This is a genomic window from Anaerostipes rhamnosivorans, from assembly GCF_005280655.1.
Classification (GTDB): domain Bacteria; phylum Bacillota; class Clostridia; order Lachnospirales; family Lachnospiraceae; genus Anaerostipes; species Anaerostipes rhamnosivorans.
In genome coordinates, this window is the sequence record NZ_CP040058.1 from 725,076 (window position 1) to 744,333 (window position 19,258).

Genomic DNA, 19,258 nt, shown 5'->3' on the forward strand with positions numbered 1-19,258 from the left:
GCTTACCGGGATGCCGGTGAGACATCGATTTCCGGGAGAACATCCGCTGACAGCTCAAGCTTTCGCATGGCCATAAATTCATGCCGGCCCAGGAAAAACGCAGTGACTGCGGCGATGCCGTCCGCGATGGGGCCTGCATACATGACACCGTCGATGCCTAAGAATATAGGAAGCACCAAGATTAACGGAAGCAGGAACAGTATCTGCCTGGTGAGGGATAGGAAGATCCCTTTCCAGGCTTTTCCTATGGAACTGAAAAAGTTGGAGACGATGGGCTGGAGTCCATTGATGAACACCATAAAAAGGTAGATCCTAAAGTAGCGCTCCGCAAAGTGGAAGTACGCAGGGCTTCCCTCCCCGAAAATACTCACGATCTGTCTCGGGATCAGCTGAAAACTGACAAAGGCGGCGGAGAAGATCAACGTCACGATGATGATCTCTTTTTTCAGGGTATCCCGCACCCGGGCATACAGCTTGGCGCCGTAATTGAATCCCAGGATCGGCTGACATCCCTGGGCGATGCCGATGGCAAATGCCATGACAAAAGCGTTGACCTTGATGATGACTCCCGCGCAGGCCAGAGGAATGTCACTGCCATAGGAAGACAGGGCACCATAATAGGTCAAGGTGTTGTTTAAGGCAATCTGGACCGCCATCATGGCAATCTGGTTAAAGAAGCTGGCAACACCGATGGACACGATGGATCTTACATTGTCCGCCTTGATCTTTAAACAGTTTTTTGTAAGCTTCATGGACCGGAACCTGGTCAGGTAAACGGCAGCCATGAAGCAGGAGATGATCTGTCCTATGACGGTGGCGGCTGCTCCGCCTGCGATGCCCCAGTGGAATCCGAAGATAAACAAGGGGTCCAGGCAGGTGTTTATGATAGCGCCGGTCACCATACAGACCATGGAATATCTGGGACTTCCGTCGGATCTGATGAGGTTGCAGAAACCGTTGGTGGCGATCAGAAACGGAAAGCCCAGCGCAGTGATCCTGGTGTAAGTAAGGGCGTAGGGAAGCACCTGTTTTGTGGAGCCGAAAGCGAGCAGGATCGGCTTTAAAAACAGGAGAGAAAGAACACTTAATACGACTCCTGACAGGATGAGCAGGGAGATGGTAGTTCCGGCAAAGCTTTTTGCCTTTTCATTTTCGCCTCTTCCCATATTCAAGTTAAAATTGGAGGCACCGCCCACGCCGATGAGCAGCGCAAGGGCAATGCAGATATTGACAAAAGGAAAGGCCACGTTGGTGGCCGCATTGCCGAGCATGCCGACTCCCTGGCCGATAAAGACCTGATCGACGATGTTATACAGGGAGCTCACCAGCATTGCGATGATGCTTGGCACGGAATATCTGGCGATAAGGCGTCCCGTGCTCTCAACGGCGAGGGGGTTGTTCTGTACTGACTGCTGTTGTTCCATAATTTCTATCTCTCTTTCTTATCTGTGATACACAAAATCTAACATATGGTTTCCGGCCCGGGCCAGAAACTCAATAAACTGGTGTTTTTCCTCCTCAGTAAACTCTTCAAGGATCTTAGAATTCCAGTGCTTTAAGGCATCCTTGATGACTGGATACACATCCCTTGCCCTCTGAGTGGGATAAATGTTGTAGCAGCGGCGGTTGTCTTTATTCTGTATCCGGACGATATAATTTTCCTTTTCCAGATGGGTTAAAGCTCTTGTCACATTGCTGGCATTGACATTAAAGGCGGAGAGCAGATCTTCCTGGGCAACTCCCGGCTCCTCACAAATCTTTAATATATAAATATGCTGGCTTCCGTTGAAGCCATATTCCCGGAATTCTTTGTCCAGCTGCATTTTTGAGAACCGGGAGATCGTGGATATCCATTTTAAAAAACCTTTCACTTCTATCGACTCCTTTTTATATCGTTGCGTGCGCAATAGTAGATATATTTATGATAACTCTGGTAAAAAATATTGTCAACAAGCTGGGGTTTTGGGTTGATGTAGTGTATGATAGATAGGAAGGAACCGTGAAAAAAGAATGGGAGGCTGTTATGGAAAACAATATCTCATATGCAAAGTGGAAAGGGCAGCTGATGAAGCTGAACCTGGTCATCATCCTGGCGCTGTCGGTGTTGGAATTCGGGCTCTATTTCGGAATCCGCCAGGCGGGAAAGATGTATGTGGGGTTTGATGTCTATCTGGTAAAATATATTATAGTGCCGCTTCTGATCAACATGGGCAGCTGGCTGCTCTGTCATTTTCTCCTGAAAAGAGAGAAGATCTCGCAGAGAAACAGGAACTTTATCACCCTTTTCAGCAGCCTTATGATCTGTCTCTGCATCGCCTGTGTCCACAATGATTTTGTGGTGGTCATCTGCTTTTTTAGCCTGGTGATTATTATTTCGGGTCTTTTCGGCGATATTTTATTGACGAAGATGATCACGGGGCTGTCTCTGGGAGGCATGGCGATATCCGCCTGTTACGCGGCTTTCCACGAGAAGAGCGGGGATGTTGATTATATGTTTGAGGTGGCAGTTACAGTGGCATTTCTGATCTTCACCTACTTATTTACCCGCATTATCATCGAATACAACAATGAACAGCTGAAACGCCTGAGCCAGACTTATCACCGCCTGGAACGTTTAGAGCACAGGATCCTTTTAGATCCTCTCACCGGGCTCTATAATCATACGGCGTTTTATACCATATTAAATAACCAGCTGGAGGAATGCAGGGATTCCGGGCAGGCTGTCACACTGGCGGTGATCGACATTGATGATTTTAAGAAAGTCAACGACCGCTTCGGACATGAAAACGGCAATCTGGTCCTGATCCGGCTGTCTTCTTTACTCCAGACTTTCTGCGGCCCAAAAGGGTATGCATGCCGTTACGGCGGGGAGGAGTTTACGGTCATCTTTCCGGGCATGAAAAAGGAAAAAGCCAAGGAACTGATGGAAAAGATCAGGATTGAATTTTCATGTTCTTCTTATCCATTCTTACAGGGAGAAAAGGTCACATTCAGCTGCGGGATCTATGAGTGTACGGATACAGCTGTGCATCCGCAGGAAATTTTCCAAAAAGCAGACGATATGATGTATCAGGCAAAGGATTTGGGGAAAAATCAATGTAAGATGAAGTAAGAGAAAGAAGGATTTTGCATGGAAAAGTTTATTTGTATCCCAGATTCTTTTCAGGGAACCGCAAGTTCCCTGGAGGTATGCCGGATCATGAGCCGGAAGATCTCAGAAGTTTATCCGGACAGTGAGGTGATCGCCATCCCTGCAGCTGACGGCGGGGAGGGAAGTGTCAGTGTGTTCTTAAAGGTTTTTGGAGGAGAGTGGGTGCAGACAGAGGTGAAGGATCCCCATTTTCATGACGTTCAGGCATCCTACGGTCTGGTGGATGACGGCAGAGTGGCTGTCATTGAGATGGCCTCCTGCGCGGGCATTCCGCTGGCAGGAAAAACAAAAAACCCTGAGCTCACCACCACATACGGAGTGGGACAGCTGATTCTTAATGCTGCCCAGCGGGGGGCCAAGATCATTATCGTGGGCCTCGGTGATTCCTGCACCAACGACGGGGGATGCGGCATGGCATCTGCCTTGGGGGTGCAGTTTTTAGACAGAGAGCAGAAGGCTTTTATCCCCAACGGGGGAACGCTGATGGACATCCATTATATTGACAAGACAGGGCTTGCCAAGGAGCTTTCCGGGGTGGAGATCATCACTATGTGTGATATTGACAGTCCTCTGTACGGACTCCGGGGAGCGGCCCATGTATGTGCGTCTCATAAAGGAGCGGACACAGAGCAGGTGGCGCATTTGGACCAGGGCCTGATCCATCTGTGTACGAGGATCAAAGAAGATATTAACCTGGATGTGGCCAATATCCCGGGGGCGGGGGCAGCCGGAGGCATGGGAGCCGGCATGGCGGCGTTCTTAGGCTCCAAACTGAAAATGGGGATTGAAGTAGTATTAGATATGGTGCATTTTAACGACATTGCCCGGGATGCCAAACTCATCATGACCGGGGAAGGACAGCTGGACGGAGAAAGCCTGTGCGGAAAAGTTGTGGATGGAGTAGCCAAAAGAGCCAAGGCTCTGGGGATACCGTCAGTGGCCGTGGTCGGAGGAGTGGGAGAAGGCATGGATGGGATTTATGAGAAAGGGCTTACGGGAGTGTTTCCCATCAACCGCAGGCCCCAGGATTTTTCAGAGAGCCGTTTTTATACAGAGGAGAATATTGCGTTTGCGGTGGAAAATATCCTGCGCCTTGTCAGGGCTTACGGAAATTAGGAGGAGTTATGTTTGTCCAATTAAACAGCATTAAGATGTATTATAAAAGGTATGGCAGTGGAAGGCCGTTGATCCTGCTGCACGGAAACGGAGAAGACCATACGATCTTCAGAGAGATCATAAAGCCTCTGTCCAGGAACTTTACCGTTTACCTGCCGGATTCCAGAGGACACGGAAAGAGTTCCGGCACAGGGGAGCTTCATTATATGGACATGGCTTCTGACATGGCTCAGTTTATCCGAAAGCTTGGTATTGAAAGCCCTGCTTTTTACGGGTTCAGCGACGGCGGTATCGTGGGGCTTTTGCTGGCATCCAGGAGGCCGGGGCTTATATCCCACCTGATCGTCAGCGGAGCAAACCTGAATCCAAACGGCTTGAAGCCGGAACTCAGGATCCCGCTGAAGTTTTCATATTTTTGGAACAGGGACCCGAAAGTAAGGCTGATGCTCACAGAGCCGTCTATTACGAGAAGCCAGCTTAAGAATATCAGGGCAAAAACTCTGGTTCTCGCCGGGAGCAGGGATCTGGTCAAGGAGAGCCAGACCAAAGAGATCGCAAGGCAGATCCCGAGGGCCAGGCTGCGGATCCTAAAAGGCGAGAGCCATGAGAGCTATGTGGTGCATAATCTGTCTTTGGCCGCCATCATAGAACATGAGCTGCTGCGCTGAAGTTTTAGGGACGAAGGGTATTGCAAAGAAGTGCCGGTGAGCATATACTTTATCGTGCGGAGCACGTGCACCCGAAGGGTATAAAATGCGGTGTGCCCTGTGGGTATACTAAAGAAACAAAAATGGATGCTTGATTTTGATATTTAGAGAAAAGAGGTATGGGATGGAAGAATTAAAGACATTAAAGATCGGCCTGTTAGGATCAGGCACTGTGGGCATCGGGGTTTATAAGCTGGTTGAAGCCCAGAGGGAAGAGATGCCTCATAAAATAGGCGCAAATCTTTCCGTTAAAAAGGTCCTTGTCAGGGATAAGACAAAGAAACGGGAGGGGATCGATCAGTGCCTTCTCACAGACCGTTTTGAGGATATCATTGAGGATGATGATATTCAGATCGTTGTGGAAGTGATGGGAGGCATAGAGCCTGCCAGGACATACATAAACGCGGCATTAAAGGCAGGAAAGCATGTAGTCACTGCCAACAAGGATCTGATCGCGGAACACGGAAAGGAACTGTTAGACACGGCGTCTGAACATGGGTGCGACCTGCTGTTTGAAGCGGCCGTTGCCGGCGGAATTCCGATTCTGCGGCCGTTAAAACAGTGTCTGGCGGGAAACCATCTGTCCGAGGTCATGGGGATCGTAAACGGAACCACCAACTTTATTCTCTCCAAGATGACAGAGGAAGGGATGGAGTTTTCCGATGCCCTGATGCTCGCCACGGAGCTTGGCTATGCGGAGGCAGATCCGACAGCCGATATCGAAGGATACGACGCCGGGCGGAAGGTTGCTATCATGGCTTCCATCGCATTTAACTCCCGGGTAACATTTTCTGATGTTTATACAGAAGGGATCACCAAGATTACATCCAGAGACATTGCCTACGCCAAGGAGATGGGCTGCACCATTAAGCTTTTGGGTGTGGCAAAAAACACACCGGAAGGCATTGAGGTGCGTGTCCACCCGATGCTCATCCCCAGCAGTCATCCGCTGGCTAAGGTGGATGACTCCTTTAATGCGGTGTTTGTCCACGGGGATGCAGTGGATGATGCCATGTTTTATGGACGAGGAGCCGGAGAGCTGCCAACTGCCAGCGCCATCATGGGCGATGTGATCGACGTGGCAAGGAATATCCAGTTTCACTGCAATGGAAGGATCAGCTGCACCTGCTATAAGGAACTTCCGATCAAAAAGATCAATGAGATCGAGAGCAAGTATTTCCTGAGAATGCAGGTGGAAGACAGAGCCGGTGTGCTGGCGAAGATTGCGGATACTCTCGGAAAACATAACGTCAGTATCTCTCAGGTGATCCAGAAGAACAGCAGAGATAACATGGCGGAACTGGTTGTCATCACTGCCAAGGTGAAAGAACAGAATTTCTCTGACGCTCTGGCAGACATTGCGGAGATGGAGACAACGAAAAAGGTATCCAGCGTGATCCGGGTGTACTAATCAGCCCCGGCGGCTGATTTTGCCTCTGAGGCCTCAGCCTTAGAATACAGAAGTACACCGCCGATGGTGATGAGGCCTCCCAGAATCTGCAAGATGGCAGGGAGCTCCTGGAACAAAAAGACCGCGAACACGGATGCTACCACAGGTTCACACAGCTTGGAGGCCGATACGAAGGCCGGAGAGAAAAATTTCAGGCACCAGCTGAAGATGCTGTGTCCCAGCAGAGTGGAAAATATACTTAACAAAAGCCCGACGACTGCCGGGCTTTTTCCATGCCCAAAAAGAGAAGTTCTCTGGACCAGCAGGATCAGCAGCAGAGATAACGAACAGAAGCCATAGACAATATAGGTGTAGCTCACGGTGGACATCTCGGTCCGGGCAATCCTTCCGATCAGAGTGTACACCGCCACAAACACGGCGGCGGCCAGGGCCAGTATGTCCCCGTATAGACTGCCGTGGGCACCGGAAGAATCGGAAAAAGCGATCAGAAGACTGCCGGCCAGGGTGACAGCAATGCTGATGACCGCAGTACGGGACAGAGAACCTTTCATAAAAAGAGTAAATCCCAGGGCAACCCAGATGACCTCCGTGCACACAATGGCGGTAGAGCTTGCCACAGTGGTGTGGTTCAGGGATTCAAACCAAAACGTAAAATGCAGGGCTAAAAAAATTCCGCTGACTGCACAGAGCCACACGGTTTTCCGATCCGTATGCCGAAGTTCTTTCCGATAGCTTTTTTTGCCCAGCACCACCGGCGTCATCAAAAGCACCGTCCAAAACAACCGGTAAGCGGCGGTCACAGACGAAGGTGCAGAAGAATACTTGACAAAAATAGCAGAAAGGGAAATCCCAATAATCCCGATGACGATCATGGACATCGGATGCTTTTCAAAAAATCTCATAACAACTCTCACTTTCCAAACAATAATCAGGAATAGTATACCTTATTGCGCGAAGCGCGTCCACCTGGAGACAATGGAGAAAAACGTCTTTATACAATCTTAATGCCTTCCCCATCTACCTTAACACTAATTTTATTTCCTGTGTGATAAGCTGTTAAATCATAAGGAGGATATGAAAATGAATACAGTCATTTGTCTGATCGGTGCCGCAGCACTGGCACTGCTTGTCTATTTAGTCATAGTCTTGTTGAAAGGAGATAATATGTGATGGAAGCTATATTACAATACGTGCTTTATCTCGTTATCCTGGTCGCGCTGGCGATTCCGCTTGGAAAATATATCGGTAAGATCATGGATGGAGAAACGGTATTTTTATCAAAGATCCTGCGCCCAGTGGAGCGTGGCATTTATAAGATCTTGCATGTAAAAGAAGATGAAGAGATGGGATGGAAGCGGTACGCGGGAAGCGTGTTTATGTTCAGTATCCTGGCATTGGCCGTGTTGATGCTGATGCACATGTTCCAGGGATTTCTTCCATGGAATCCCCAGGGACAGAAGGGAATTTCATGGGATCTGGCATTTAACAATGCGGTGAGCTTTATAACCAATACCAACTGGCAGGCATACAGCGGTGAATCCACATTGAGTTATTTCACCCAGGCAATGGGACTCACTGTTCAGAACTTTTTATCCGCCGCAGTGGGGATCGCAGTTTTGTTTGCGCTGATCCGGGGATTCATCAAAGTCAAGGCTAAAGGCCTGGGAAGTTTCTGGGTCGATCTTACGAGAATCACACTTTACATACTGATCCCGTTATGTATCGTATCTTCCCTGATCCTTGTCTCCCAGGGAGTGGTACAGAATTTTCATTCCTATGAGACGGTGGATCTGGTAGAGCCCATTACATTAGAGGACGGCACAGAGGTGACACAGCAGATCGTACCCCAGGGTCCGGCGGCCAGCCAGATTGCCATCAAGCAGGCAGGGACCAATGGAGGTGGTTTCTTCGGTGTCAATTCCGCACATCCGCTGGAAAATCCAACGGCGCTGGCCAATATGGTAGAGATGCTTTCTCTCCTGCTGATCCCGGCAGCCCTGTGCTTTACATTCGGTAGACAGGTAAAAAATAAGAAGCAGGGATTTGCCATCTTTATGGCCATGTTCCTGATGCTTGCTGTATCGCTGGGTGTGATCGGCTACAACGAACAGATGGGCACACCCCAGCTGGCCAATGAACAGACAGTGGATCTTGGCACCAACGATCAGCCGGGCGGAAATATGGAAGGAAAAGAGTCCAGATTTGGAATTGCTTCGTCGGCCACATGGGCGGCATTTACCACAGCGGCCTCCAATGGGTCAGTCAACTCCATGCATGACAGTTATACGCCGATTGGTGGTATGGTCCCGATGCTTTTGATGCAGCTGGGAGAAGTGGTCTTCGGAGGCACCGGATGCGGACTTTACGGAATGCTTGGCTTTGCGATTCTGGCAGTCTTCATCGCGGGACTCATGGTAGGGCGGACGCCGGAATTTCTGGGCAAAAAGATTGAACCGTACGAGATGAAAATGGCAGTTTTGGTCTGCCTTGCCACCCCGGTGGCGATCCTTGTCGGAAGCGGCATCGCAACTTTGCTCCCACAGGTGGCAGACAGCTTAAACAATCCGGGAGCCCATGGTTTTTCAGAAGTCCTGTATGCCTATTCATCTGCGGGAGGAAATAATGGTTCGGCATTCGCGGGATTCGGAGCAGATACCGTATTCTTAAACGTGAGCCTGGGACTGGTCATGCTGTTTGTAAGGTTTCTTCCGATCTTTGCGGTTCTTGCCATCGCGGGAAGCCTGGTCAAGAAAAAGAAAGTTGCACAGACAGCCGGCACACTTTCCACAACCAATGCCATGTTTGTATTTTTACTGATCCTGGTCGTATTGATCGTGGGAGCGCTGAGTTTCTTTCCGGCACTGTCTCTAGGACCGATTGCAGAATTTCTTCAGATGTAGAATTTAGAATAGGTGGTTAATATGATGGAAACAAAAAAGAAAAGTGCTCTGGCAGACAAAAGTATGCTTTCAAGAGCCGTAAAAGATTCATTTGCAAAGCTTGCCCCAAAGACACAGGTAAAGAATCCGGTCATGATGCTGGTCTATGTATCCGCAGTGATGACGACCGTTCTCTTCTTTATCTCGCTGGCAGGCATAAAGGACGCTCCTTCCGGGTTTACCCTGGCTATTGCTGTCATTCTGTGGTTCACCGTGATTTTTGCAAACTTTGCGGAGGCCATAGCCGAGGGCAGGGGAAAAGCACAGGCAGACGCCCTGCGCGCGTCCAAAAAGGATGTGTCAGCCAATAAGATCCCATCTGCCGATAGGAAGGATCAAGTGACAGTGGTCCCTTCCACCCAGTTAAACAAAGGAGACTTCGTGCTGATCAAGGCGGGAGAACAAATCCCTGCCGATGGAGATGTGGTGGACGGAGCAGCCTCCGTGGACGAGAGCGCCATCACCGGCGAATCCGCCCCGGTCATCCGTGAGAGCGGCGGAGACCGGAGCGCAGTGACCGGAGGAACGACAGTAATCTCCGACTGGATCGTAGTAAAAGTGACCAGTGAACCGGGCAAAAGCTTTATGGATAAGATGATCGCCATGGTGGAGGGGGCTTCCAGAAAGAAGACCCCAAACGAGATCGCACTGCAGATTTTCCTTGTGGCATTGTCCATTATCTTTATCCTGGTAACCGTGTCCCTGTATTCCTACTCCGTGTTTTCAGCAAAGCAGGCAGGGGTCCCAAATCCGACCTCCGTTACCTCTCTGGTGGCACTGCTGGTGTGCCTGGCACCGACCACCATCGGAGCGCTGCTCTCAGCTATCGGCATTGCGGGGATGAGCCGGCTGAACCAGGCCAATGTGCTGGCCATGAGCGGACGCGCCATTGAGGCGGCCGGAGATGTCGATACCCTGATGCTTGACAAGACCGGCACGATCACTCTCGGAAACCGCCAGGCCAGTGAATTTATCCCCGTAGACACAAACAGTACCGAAGAACTTGCAGACGCGGCCCAGCTGGCTTCCCTTCCGGACGAGACGCCGGAGGGCCGGAGCATTGTAGTGCTGGCAAAAGAACAGTTTGGCTTGAGAGGGAGAAACTTAAACGAACTTCACATGAAGTTTGTACCATTCTCGGCAAAAACAAGGATGAGCGGGGTGGACTATGACGGCATCCAGATCCGAAAAGGTGCAGCCGATGCCATCAAAGAGTATGTGACAAAAGCAGGAGGGATCTTCAGCCCCCAGTGCCAGGAAGTCGTGGACGGGATCGCCAGAAAAGGGGGAACACCTCTGGTTGTGGCAAAAAATGAGCGGATCCTTGGAGTCATTTACTTAAAGGACATCATCAAACAAGGAGTCAAAGAAAAGTTTGCGGATCTTAGAAAAATGGGAATCAAGACAGTGATGATCACCGGAGACAACCCGCTGACTGCGGCGGCTATCGCGGCAGAGGCAGGAGTCGATGATTTCCTTGCAGAGGCAACTCCGGAAGGCAAACTTGATATGATCAGGGAACTGCAGACAAAAGGCCATCTGGTGGCCATGACTGGTGACGGGACCAACGATGCCCCGGCCCTGGCGCAGGCTGATGTGGCAGTGGCCATGAACACAGGGACCCAGGCCGCAAAAGAGGCGGGAAATATGGTGGACCTGGATTCCTCACCCACGAAACTGATCGATATTGTCAGGATTGGAAAACAGCTCCTTATGACAAGAGGAAGCCTGACCACGTTCAGTATTGCCAATGACGTAGCAAAATACTTTGCTATTATTCCGGCGATGTTTGTGGGATTATATCCAGGACTGCAGGCATTGAACCTTATGAACCTGCACAGTCCTATGAGCGCCATACTCTCCGCTACCATTTATAATGCGCTGATTATCATTGCGCTGATCCCTCTGGCATTAAAGGGGGTCAAATACAGAGAGGTGTCTGCGGGAGCCCTGCTTTCAAGGAACCTGCTGATCTATGGTCTCGGCGGGGTCATCGCACCATTTATCTCCATCAAGATCATCGACATTATCATTGTTGCGATGGGTCTGGTCTAAAGAAAGGATGTTATTGAGTTATGAAGAATATAGTGAAGGATTATCTGCCCAAGGCGGCGTTGATTTTATTGATCTTTTCCATCATATGCGGACTGTTTTATACATTAGCCATCACCGGCATCGCACAGCTTTTGTTTCCAGATAAGGCCAACGGAAGCATCGTGGAAGTCAACGGAAAGAAATATGGGTGTGAGCTTCTGGCCCAGCAGTTCAACGATGAAAAGCATATGTGGGGAAGGATCATGAACGTGGATACAGAGACATTCACAGACAAGGACGGCAGGCCGGTCATGTATGCATCGCCGTCAAACCTGACACCTGCAGGGGAAACCAAAGGGAAAAAGACCGATGAAAAACGGATGAAAGAGCTGGTGGCTGACCGTGTTGCTATGATCAAAAAGGCAAATCCAGAGCAGGCCGGCAAGAAGGTGCCGGTGGACCTGGTTACCTGTTCCGGCAGCGGACTGGATCCTGGGATCTCTGTGGCAGCAGCCAAGTATCAGATTCCACGTCTTGCCAGGACCACAGGAAAATCAGAGAAGGAAATTCAGAAGATCGTCGACAAATATACCACTCACAAATTTCTTGGAATTTTTGGGGAAGAAAATGTCAATGTTCTGAAAGTCAATCTGGCTCTGGAAGGAATTTTAAAATCATAGAGAATCTGTCTTTGATGGATAGAATAAAGCCTTACCATGGAGTATAATCCATGGTAAGGTTCTATGTGTTTAGGGAGGAAATGAAATGAAAGAAGAAACACGCCGGGATCCGGATCGGATTTTGAAACAGATCCGCCAGGAAGAACAGGAACAGAAAAGAGAGCGGGGCAAGCTTAAAATATTTTTTGGTTATGCCGCTGGGGTGGGGAAGACTTACGCTATGTTAAAGGCAGCCCATGAGACATTGGCACAGGGGACTGATACCGTGGCAGGATATATCGAACCTCATACCAGACCTGAGACAATGGCTCTGCTTAAGGGTCTTGAAGTCATACCGGTAAGGGAGATTGAATATAACGGCATGAAGCTTCGGGAGCTGGATCTGGACGGTGTCATCAAAAGGCATCCGCAGCTGGTGCTGGTGGATGAGCTGGCTCACACGAACGGCGTGGGATGCCGGCATAAAAAGAGATACCAGGATGTGGAAGAGATCTTGAAGGCAGGGATTGATGTGTATACCACAGTCAATGTCCAGCACATCGAAAGCCTGAACGACATTGTGGCGTCCATCACAGGAGTGATCGTGAGAGAGAGGATTCCTGACAGTGTGTTTGACAACGCGGATTCTGTGGAACTGGCGGATATAGAGCCGGAGGACCTCTTAAAGCGTCTGAAGGCCGGAAAGATCTACCGTGAAACCCAGGCCGGAAAGGCCATGGAGAACTTTTTTATAGAGAGCAACCTTGTGGCGCTGAGAGAGATCGCGCTCAGGAGGACAGCGGATAGGGTGAACCATATTTCCGAACAGCAGAAGGAGCAGGAGGGAAAAGAGGGATATTATACGGATGAACATATTCTCATCTGCTTGTCACCGTCCCCTTCCAACCAGCGTGTGATCCGCACTGCGTCAAGAATGAGCAGGGCATTTCACGGAAAGTTCACGGCGGTCTTTGTAAAGACAGAGGCTGCGGATAAGATTTCTCCGGAAGATGAAAAGAGGCTGGTGGAAAATGTGCGCCTTGCCGAACAGCTGGGGGCCAAGATCACTACCATTTTCGGGGAGGATATCCCGGAACAGATCGCAGGTTATGCAAAGGCGTCAGGGGTCTCCAAGATCGTCATCGGGCGGTCTATGAATCGGAGGGTTTTTTCAGCCAGACATAACTTTGCAGACAGGCTCTCAGCATTGGCGCCGAATCTGGATATTTATATCATACCGGACCAACAGGCCGCACCTGACTCAGCAAAAAAGGTAATCTGGAAGAAAGAGAAGGTCAGGGTGACCACACAGGATGTGCTGAAGACGACAGGCATATTTCTGGCGGTCACCTTCCTGGGCTTGTGGTTTCAGAGCATCGGCTTCAGCGAGTCCAACACGATCACCATCTATATTCTGGGAACTCTCATCACTGCACTTGTAACGGAGTACAGATTTTACAGCCTTATATTTTCTGTGTGCAGTGTTTTAGTCTTTAATTTTCTGTTCATCCAGCCGGTGTTTACGTTCAACGCCTACGGCAGCGGCTATCCGGTGACCTTTGCTATCATGCTTTTGTCCGCCCTGATCACAGGAAATCTTATGACAAGGGTAAAGCAGCAGGCCAGAGCCGCATCCATCCAGGCCTACCGCACGGGCATTCTGCTGGAGACAAACCGCAGGCTTCAAAATGCAGATGACCGGGAGGCGATCATTGAGCTTTCTTCCAGACAGATGACAAGACTTTTAGACCGTGCTATTATTTTTTACGAGGCTGAGGACGGTAAACTTCTGGAGCCAAGAGCCTTTGGGGATGATGCTGGGACGGACCTGAGCAAATATCTGACCCATGAGGAGAAGGCTGTGGCAGAATGGGTGCAGAAAAATAATAAGCATGCAGGGGCCACCACGGACACTCTTCCAGGTTCCAACGGCCTATATCTGGCAGTGAGGAGTGACGAGAACGTACACGGGGTCATCGGGATCTGCCTTGAGAAGACTAAGCTTGAGACCTTTGAGAAAGAGCTTATGATCTCCATGCTGGATGAGATCGGGCTGGCTCTGGAGAAAGACCAGATCGCTGCAAAACAAAAGGAGGCGGAATTAAAGGCCCAGAGGGAAGAGTTCAGGGCCAACCTGCTCCGTTCCATCTCCCACGACCTGAGGACACCGCTCACAAGCATCTCGGGAAACGCAGGCGTCCTAAGGCAGAATTCGGACCACCTGTCTGAAGAAAAGAAGCAGGAGTTATACACGGACATCTATGATGATGCCATGTGGCTGATCAATCTGGTGGAGAATCTGCTGTCCGTCACCAGAATAGAAAATGGAACCATGAAGATTGAAAAGGAGCCGGAGATCGTGGAGGAAGTGATCTTGGAAGCGATGAAACATATCGACAGAAGAAAGAGTGAACATCATGTCCAGATTCATATGGATGACGATATGATGATGGCAGATATGGATGCCAGATTGATGATCCAGGTGATCATCAACCTGGTAGACAATGCCATCAAGTATACAAAAGAAGGCTCCAACATTGATATTTCAGCAGTGAAGAAGGGCCGGAAGGTGGTCATTGAGGTGTCTGATGACGGGGAGGGTATTTCCGATGAGGCAAAAGCCAAGCTGTTTGATATGTTTTATACGGGAAATAAGATCGCAGCGGACAGCCGGCGGAGTATGGGCATGGGTCTTGCCCTGTGCAGATCCATCATCCAGGCTCACGGAGGCACAATAAGTGTCAGGGATAATAAGCCGAAAGGTACCGTATTTTCATTTGAGCTGCAGGCTGAGGAGGTAATTGTACATGGATAAACCATTGATCCTCGTTGTGGAGGACGACAAAGCAGTAAAGAATCTGATCACCACCACACTGGATATTGAGGGATACCGCTACCACACCGCATCCCGGGGTCAGGAGGCCCTTGTGGAGGCGGTTTCCCAGACACCGGATCTCATGCTCCTGGACCTGGGTCTTCCGGACATGGACGGCATGGAGATCATCAGGAAGGTGAGGAGCTGGTCTAAGATGCCGATCATTGTCGTCAGTGCCAGAAGCGATGACGGTGACAAGATCGACGCCCTCAACGCAGGGGCCGACGATTATCTGACAAAACCGTTTAACGTGGAGGAGCTGCTGGCAAGGCTTAGAGTCAGCCTGAGAAGAATGAAAGATTTTACGGAAAACTCCCAGGAGGAGGCTGTGTTTCTCAACGGCGGCCTTGTGATTGACTATAGTTCTGGCTGCGTTTCCCTGGACGGAAATGAGCTCCACCTGACGCCCATTGAATACAAGCTTCTCTGCCTTTTGGCAAGAAACGTGGGCAAGGTTCTGACTCATAATTATATTTTAAACCATGTGTGGAAAAGCGCCCTGGACAGTGATGTGACATCGCTCAGGGTCTATATGGCAAACCTAAGGAAAAAGATCGAGGCGGATACCTCCCATCCCAAATATATTCAGACCCATGTGGGGATCGGCTACCGGATGCTGAAGATAGGTTAAGGAGGGACATTATGCAGACAAAAGAAGACAAGGAGCCAATGCTTTGGCAGTTCTTGGTCATGGCAGGGTTCCTCCTGCTGGCTTCCGCCGTGGGGATCATTTTCAGGGAAATGAAGTTTCAGGAATCCAACATTGTGATCGTTTACATGCTGTCCGTGCTGATGACATCCAGATTCACAAAGGGTTACGTGTTTGGGCTTACGGCCTCCGTCATCGCCACGTTTCTATTTAACTGGCTGTTCACAAGGCCATACTACTCTTTTGCCGTCTATAATCCGGGGTATCTGATCACATTTGTGATCATGACCATTACCGCCATCTTTACCAGCGCCCTGACAACCAGAGTGAAGGAGGACGCGGTGAGAGCGCAGGAGAAGGAGGCGGAGATAGAGCAGGAGAGGTACCGGGGGAATCTTCTGCGGGCCATCTCCCATGATCTGAGAACCCCATTGTCAGGCATCATGGGTACTTCTGAAATGCTCATCGGTATGACAGACAAAGACGACCCGTGCCATGAGATGGCTGCGGGAATTCACAAGGATGCGGACTGGCTGCATTCCCTGGTAGAAAATATTTTAAGCCTCACAAGGCTCCAGGACGGACGGCTGAATATTAAAAAAGAGCCGGAAGCTTTGGAGGAAGTCATTGGGGGAGCCATTGCGGTCATTGGAAAAAGGGCTCCCGAGCATGAGATCCAGGTAGAAATGCCGGAGGAATTTCTTTTGATTCCCATGGATGCCAGGCTCATGGAGCAGGTGTTTGTAAATCTTCTGGACAATGCGGTAAAGCATTCAAGACCGGAGGAGCCGGTCACTGTCTCTGTAAAAGCCCCGGAACACGAAGGCATGGTAACGATCACAGTGGCGGACCGGGGAGAAGGAATCTCAGAAGAGGATCTTCCGAAGATCTTTGAGACCTTTTATACTTCCAGTACAAGAGAAACAGATTCCAAACAGGGGATCGGCCTCGGCCTTGCTATCTGTGATACGATCATAAAAGCACATGGAGGAACGATAAAAGCAGGAAACCGCCCGGACGGCAAAGGTGCTGTTTTCACTTTTACGGTTCCATGGAACAAGGAGGAAAGAAACAATGGAGCATTATCATGAACGCATTCTTATTGTGGAGGATGATCCCCAGATCCGCAATTTTATCAGTTATGCCCTGAAGCGTGAGGGCTTTGAATGTATCACGGCAAACTCCGGCGAGAGTGCCCTGAATGCGCTTGTCTCAGAGCCTGTGGATATGATGCTTCTGGATTTGGGCCTTCCGAAAATGGACGGTATGGATGTTTTAAAGAACGTCAGGGATTGGTCGGAGATGCCGGTGATCATCGTATCGGCAAGGGACCAGGACAGGGAAAAGGCTGCGGCCCTGGATGCAGGTGCCGATGATTACCTGACCAAACCATTCTCTGCCACGGAACTGCTGGCGAGGATCCGGGTGGCATTCCGCCATTACTATAAGGGAACAAAAGCAAAGGAACAGACGTCCTTTCAAGTGGGCGGACTGCGGCTGGATATCCAGAAACGGGCCGTTTCCCTGGATGGGAAGATTCTGCATCTGACACCAATGGAATATCAGCTTCTGGTCCTGCTCTTTAAAAATATGGGTCGGGTGCTCACTACCACCTATATCATCCGGGAGATATGGGGTGAAGGTTATGGAAGGGACACTCAGGCCCTGAGGGCCCTGATGGCGGCCCTCAGGAGAAAAATAGAAAAGACACCGGCCAAACCGAGGTATATCATAACGGAGATCGGAGTGGGCTACCGGCTGGTAGATGAGTGAAAAAGACCTAACTATGTTTGGGGCAGCGGTACCGGATCAGGTTCCTGGTGTGGCTGCCATATTCTACTGCCCCGGCAGGACAGCGGCAGATACATGCCATACAGTGGGTACAATGGTTTCCCCATACAGCCTTTCCATCTGTAACAGAGATATTATTTAGCGGACAGACCTTTTCACACAATCCACAGGAGATGCATTTTTCTGTGGAATAAAACTTTTTTGCATGGATAAAGACAGGGTAATAAATGTCATTTATGATACCACTGCTTAATCTGTCCTTCAGAGTGATGGCAGGCTGTATATATGTCTCCCTGTTTTTTATCAGGTGCGCTGTCTCAGCTATGACTGGTTCCGCTCTGTTAATGATTTCCAGTGCCTCCTCTTGTGCCGGCGCTTGAAAAAGAGCAATATAATTTTCCGGCATGATGACAGGGATACATCCCTGAAAGCTTAATCCTTTGCCTGAGCATAACTTCTTTATATAGGAAGCCGCATTTCCGATACTTCCCCCGCACGTCATAACAAAGTAAATATCCCTGGCCCCGCTGAGTTTTGTATTAGACATCCACTCCTGTACAATCCGGGGAATTCTCCATCCATAAGTGGGAGTGACAATAACCCAGGGTTTCTCTGAAGACAAACCGCCGTAATCGCGGCTGCGGATTTTCTGAAACAGATTGACTGCTTCATCTTGTAACTCCTGGGCAAGCCGCTTTGCTGTATATTCACTGTTACCTGTTCCTGAAAAATATAAGATCATAAGGTTTCCTCCTATTGACTACCTGGAAATATCATGGCTGTTATTTTTAACGCTCTCATATATAAGGTTGATAAGCCCGGCAATCTGTTTCCAGCGGGTTTCATCTGAGCTTATATAATAATAATTCTTTGTCCCCTCTTTTCTCACGGCAACGATTCCCGCCTCTTTTAAAATTTTTATGTGATGAGAGACAGATGGTCTGGTGAGATGCGTTTTCCGGGCGATCTCCCCTACACGGATCCCAGACAGGTCACTTTCTAAAAGTACGAATAAGATCAGCTGTCTTGTCTCATCACCGATGGCGGTGAAGGCATCTTTGCACTCTGTGAAACCTTGTATGATCTGGCTTAATCTTTTTTTACAATCTTGTTCCATGATTCCGTCCTCTACATATATCTCACATCTAATTTCTCACGCTGGGCAGAGCGCAGAAATCTTACATTGGGGTATCCTAAAACCAGAGTCATTGCAACACATTTCCCTCTGGGAACTTTTAATGTTCTCTTTATCTTTCTGGAAATATTCGCGGCGGATGTAAAGAAACCGCTGTATAGCAGTCCGAGCCCGTTGGCTTCCGCAACGAATTCCATATTTTGTGCGGCAAGCAGCCCGTTTGTCTTGTCTTTTGCAAGAATTACAATAACAGTGGGTGCCTGAAAAAAGAAAAAATGATCATGGATTTTATTATTTCTTGCCATGGGACTAAACAAGTCTGCGATAGGTTTGACTTTTCTGAATAGGCGGACTGCCATCTGTTCTACTTTGTTCTTTTCTTTGTCAAGGACAATAAAAGATACATCCTGCATATTTTTTGCAGTATGGGTGAGCCTTCCCGCCTCCAGAATCTGGGCAATCACGGAATCCGGTATTTTTTTGTCTTTAAACTGTCTGACGGTCCGACGGAAACGAATCACATCTAAGACTTCATCAGGATTTAGACGGGCAGTATTTTTTTTCGTCTGTTGTTTTGTGTTGTAGCCGGTGATTGAGATGGCCTCTTTCGGACATACAGAGGAACAATGTCCGCACATGAGACAGTCTTTTAATAAGACCACCGCTTTTTTGTTTTTTATGGCGATATTATGTTCTGGACATGTCTTTGCGCATAATCCACAGCCAATGCATTTGTCAGCATCAATATTTACTCTATGAGGTTTCATAAGATTCCTTCCTTTCGTTAAAGA

General features: G+C 49.2%; 17 protein-coding genes. 11 read left to right on the top strand and 6 right to left on the bottom strand.

Annotated elements, in window-relative coordinates; translation table 11 throughout:
* Positions 1-2 precede the first annotated feature (2 nt).
* Both AR1Y2_RS03535 and AR1Y2_RS03540 read right to left on the bottom strand, forming a co-directional pair.
* Positions 3-1,424 carry an MATE family efflux transporter gene (locus tag AR1Y2_RS03535; protein ID WP_137327730.1) on the bottom strand — a complete coding sequence of 474 codons (1,422 nt, stop codon included), beginning with the start codon at positions 1,422-1,424 and terminating at the stop codon, positions 3-5.
* Between the two features lie 18 nt (positions 1,425-1,442).
* A complete protein-coding gene (locus AR1Y2_RS03540) occupies positions 1,443-1,871 on the bottom strand; it encodes a MarR family winged helix-turn-helix transcriptional regulator (RefSeq protein WP_243118843.1) in 429 nt (142 codons plus the stop codon).
* A gap of 152 nt (positions 1,872-2,023) precedes the next feature.
* On the opposite strand from AR1Y2_RS03540, the gene AR1Y2_RS03545 reads away from it, so the two are divergent.
* The 4 genes from AR1Y2_RS03545 (at position 2,024) to AR1Y2_RS03560 (ending at position 6,385) form a co-directional block, all read left to right on the top strand.
* A complete protein-coding gene (locus tag AR1Y2_RS03545) occupies positions 2,024-3,112 on the top strand; it encodes a GGDEF domain-containing protein (RefSeq protein WP_137327731.1) in 1,089 nt (362 codons plus the stop codon).
* 18 nt (positions 3,113-3,130) lie between these two features.
* Positions 3,131-4,267: a glycerate kinase family protein gene (locus AR1Y2_RS03550; RefSeq protein WP_137327732.1), complete on the top strand. Its 1,137-nt coding sequence runs from the start codon at positions 3,131-3,133 to the stop codon at positions 4,265-4,267.
* A gap of 8 nt (positions 4,268-4,275) precedes the next feature.
* The gene (locus tag AR1Y2_RS03555) at positions 4,276-4,935 is read left to right on the top strand and encodes an alpha/beta fold hydrolase (RefSeq protein ID WP_137327733.1); all 660 of its coding nucleotides are present in this window, start codon (positions 4,276-4,278) and stop codon (positions 4,933-4,935) included.
* Positions 4,936-5,098: 163 nt separating this feature from the next.
* Positions 5,099-6,385: a homoserine dehydrogenase gene (locus AR1Y2_RS03560; RefSeq protein WP_137327734.1), complete on the top strand. Its 1,287-nt coding sequence runs from the start codon at positions 5,099-5,101 to the stop codon at positions 6,383-6,385.
* Here the strand turns inward: AR1Y2_RS03560 and AR1Y2_RS03565 are convergent.
* Complete coding sequence (locus AR1Y2_RS03565; protein WP_137327735.1) at positions 6,382-7,287, bottom strand: DMT family transporter; 906 nt, start codon at positions 7,285-7,287, stop codon at positions 6,382-6,384. The two genes, AR1Y2_RS03560 and AR1Y2_RS03565, sit on opposite strands and share 4 nt — an antisense overlap.
* Positions 7,288-7,554: 267 nt before the next feature.
* Here AR1Y2_RS03565 and kdpA point away from each other — a divergent pair, with 267 nt between their 5' ends.
* The 7 genes from kdpA (at position 7,555) to AR1Y2_RS03600 (ending at position 17,314) form a co-directional block, all read left to right on the top strand.
* Complete coding sequence (gene kdpA / locus AR1Y2_RS03570; protein WP_330554857.1) at positions 7,555-9,285, top strand: potassium-transporting ATPase subunit KdpA; 1,731 nt, start codon at positions 7,555-7,557, stop codon at positions 9,283-9,285.
* A 24-nt stretch (positions 9,286-9,309) separates the two neighbouring features.
* Positions 9,310-11,379: a potassium-transporting ATPase subunit KdpB gene (kdpB, locus tag AR1Y2_RS03575; RefSeq protein ID WP_137330187.1), complete on the top strand. Its 2,070-nt coding sequence runs from the start codon at positions 9,310-9,312 to the stop codon at positions 11,377-11,379.
* Between the two features lie 20 nt (positions 11,380-11,399).
* A complete protein-coding gene (locus tag AR1Y2_RS03580) occupies positions 11,400-12,038 on the top strand; it encodes a potassium-transporting ATPase subunit C (RefSeq protein WP_137327737.1) in 639 nt (212 codons plus the stop codon).
* 85 nt (positions 12,039-12,123) lie between these two features.
* Entirely contained in the window at positions 12,124-14,832 is a 2,709-nt protein-coding gene (locus tag AR1Y2_RS03585) for a sensor histidine kinase (protein WP_137327738.1), read from the top strand.
* Entirely contained in the window at positions 14,825-15,523 is a 699-nt protein-coding gene (locus AR1Y2_RS03590) for a response regulator (protein WP_137327739.1), read from the top strand. The genes AR1Y2_RS03585 and AR1Y2_RS03590 overlap by 8 nt, the downstream gene beginning before the upstream one ends.
* Before the next feature lie 11 nt (positions 15,524-15,534).
* On the top strand, positions 15,535-16,632 hold the full coding sequence (locus AR1Y2_RS03595) for a sensor histidine kinase (RefSeq protein WP_137327740.1): 1,098 nt from the start codon (positions 15,535-15,537) through the stop codon (positions 16,630-16,632).
* Positions 16,616-17,314, top strand: coding sequence for a response regulator transcription factor (locus AR1Y2_RS03600; protein ID WP_137327741.1), 699 nt, complete (start codon positions 16,616-16,618; stop codon positions 17,312-17,314). The genes AR1Y2_RS03595 and AR1Y2_RS03600 overlap by 17 nt, the downstream gene beginning before the upstream one ends.
* Positions 17,315-17,321: 7 nt before the next feature.
* Here AR1Y2_RS03600 and AR1Y2_RS03605 read toward each other — a convergent pair whose 3' ends face one another.
* The 3 genes from AR1Y2_RS03605 to AR1Y2_RS03615 are packed head-to-tail and all read right to left on the bottom strand — an operon-like array spanning position 17,322 to position 19,234.
* Positions 17,322-18,074, bottom strand: coding sequence for an EFR1 family ferrodoxin (locus tag AR1Y2_RS03605; protein ID WP_137327742.1), 753 nt, complete (start codon positions 18,072-18,074; stop codon positions 17,322-17,324).
* Between the two features lie 18 nt (positions 18,075-18,092).
* The gene (locus AR1Y2_RS03610; RefSeq protein ID WP_137327743.1) at positions 18,093-18,449 is read right to left on the bottom strand and encodes an ArsR/SmtB family transcription factor; all 357 of its coding nucleotides are present in this window, start codon (positions 18,447-18,449) and stop codon (positions 18,093-18,095) included.
* 11 nt (positions 18,450-18,460) lie between these two features.
* Positions 18,461-19,234, bottom strand: coding sequence for a nitroreductase family protein (locus AR1Y2_RS03615; protein WP_137327744.1), 774 nt, complete (start codon positions 19,232-19,234; stop codon positions 18,461-18,463).
* Positions 19,235-19,258: the final 24 nt, after the last annotated feature.

Excerpts from the sequence above, each read along its gene's own strand:
- AR1Y2_RS03535 (WP_137327730.1), bottom strand. The coding sequence starts at position 1,424 with ATGGAACAACAGCAGTCAGTACAGAACAACCCCCTCGCCGTTGAGAGC.
- AR1Y2_RS03545 (WP_137327731.1), top strand. The coding sequence starts at position 2,024 with ATGGAAAACAATATCTCATATGCAAAGTGGAAAGGGCAGCTGATGAAG.
- AR1Y2_RS03550 (WP_137327732.1), top strand. The coding sequence starts at position 3,131 with ATGGAAAAGTTTATTTGTATCCCAGATTCTTTTCAGGGAACCGCAAGT.
- AR1Y2_RS03555 (WP_137327733.1), top strand. The coding sequence starts at position 4,276 with ATGTTTGTCCAATTAAACAGCATTAAGATGTATTATAAAAGGTATGGC.
- AR1Y2_RS03560 (WP_137327734.1), top strand. The coding sequence starts at position 5,099 with ATGGAAGAATTAAAGACATTAAAGATCGGCCTGTTAGGATCAGGCACT.
- AR1Y2_RS03565 (WP_137327735.1), bottom strand. The coding sequence starts at position 7,287 with ATGAGATTTTTTGAAAAGCATCCGATGTCCATGATCGTCATCGGGATT.
- kdpA (WP_330554857.1), top strand. The coding sequence starts at position 7,555 with ATGGAAGCTATATTACAATACGTGCTTTATCTCGTTATCCTGGTCGCG.
- kdpB (WP_137330187.1), top strand. The coding sequence starts at position 9,310 with ATGGAAACAAAAAAGAAAAGTGCTCTGGCAGACAAAAGTATGCTTTCA.
- AR1Y2_RS03580 (WP_137327737.1), top strand. The coding sequence starts at position 11,400 with ATGAAGAATATAGTGAAGGATTATCTGCCCAAGGCGGCGTTGATTTTA.
- AR1Y2_RS03585 (WP_137327738.1), top strand. The coding sequence starts at position 12,124 with ATGAAAGAAGAAACACGCCGGGATCCGGATCGGATTTTGAAACAGATC.
- AR1Y2_RS03590 (WP_137327739.1), top strand. The coding sequence starts at position 14,825 with ATGGATAAACCATTGATCCTCGTTGTGGAGGACGACAAAGCAGTAAAG.
- AR1Y2_RS03595 (WP_137327740.1), top strand. The coding sequence starts at position 15,535 with ATGCAGACAAAAGAAGACAAGGAGCCAATGCTTTGGCAGTTCTTGGTC.
- AR1Y2_RS03600 (WP_137327741.1), top strand. The coding sequence starts at position 16,616 with ATGGAGCATTATCATGAACGCATTCTTATTGTGGAGGATGATCCCCAG.
- AR1Y2_RS03605 (WP_137327742.1), bottom strand. The coding sequence starts at position 18,074 with ATGATCTTATATTTTTCAGGAACAGGTAACAGTGAATATACAGCAAAG.
- AR1Y2_RS03610 (WP_137327743.1), bottom strand. The coding sequence starts at position 18,449 with ATGGAACAAGATTGTAAAAAAAGATTAAGCCAGATCATACAAGGTTTC.
- AR1Y2_RS03615 (WP_137327744.1), bottom strand. The coding sequence starts at position 19,234 with ATGAAACCTCATAGAGTAAATATTGATGCTGACAAATGCATTGGCTGT.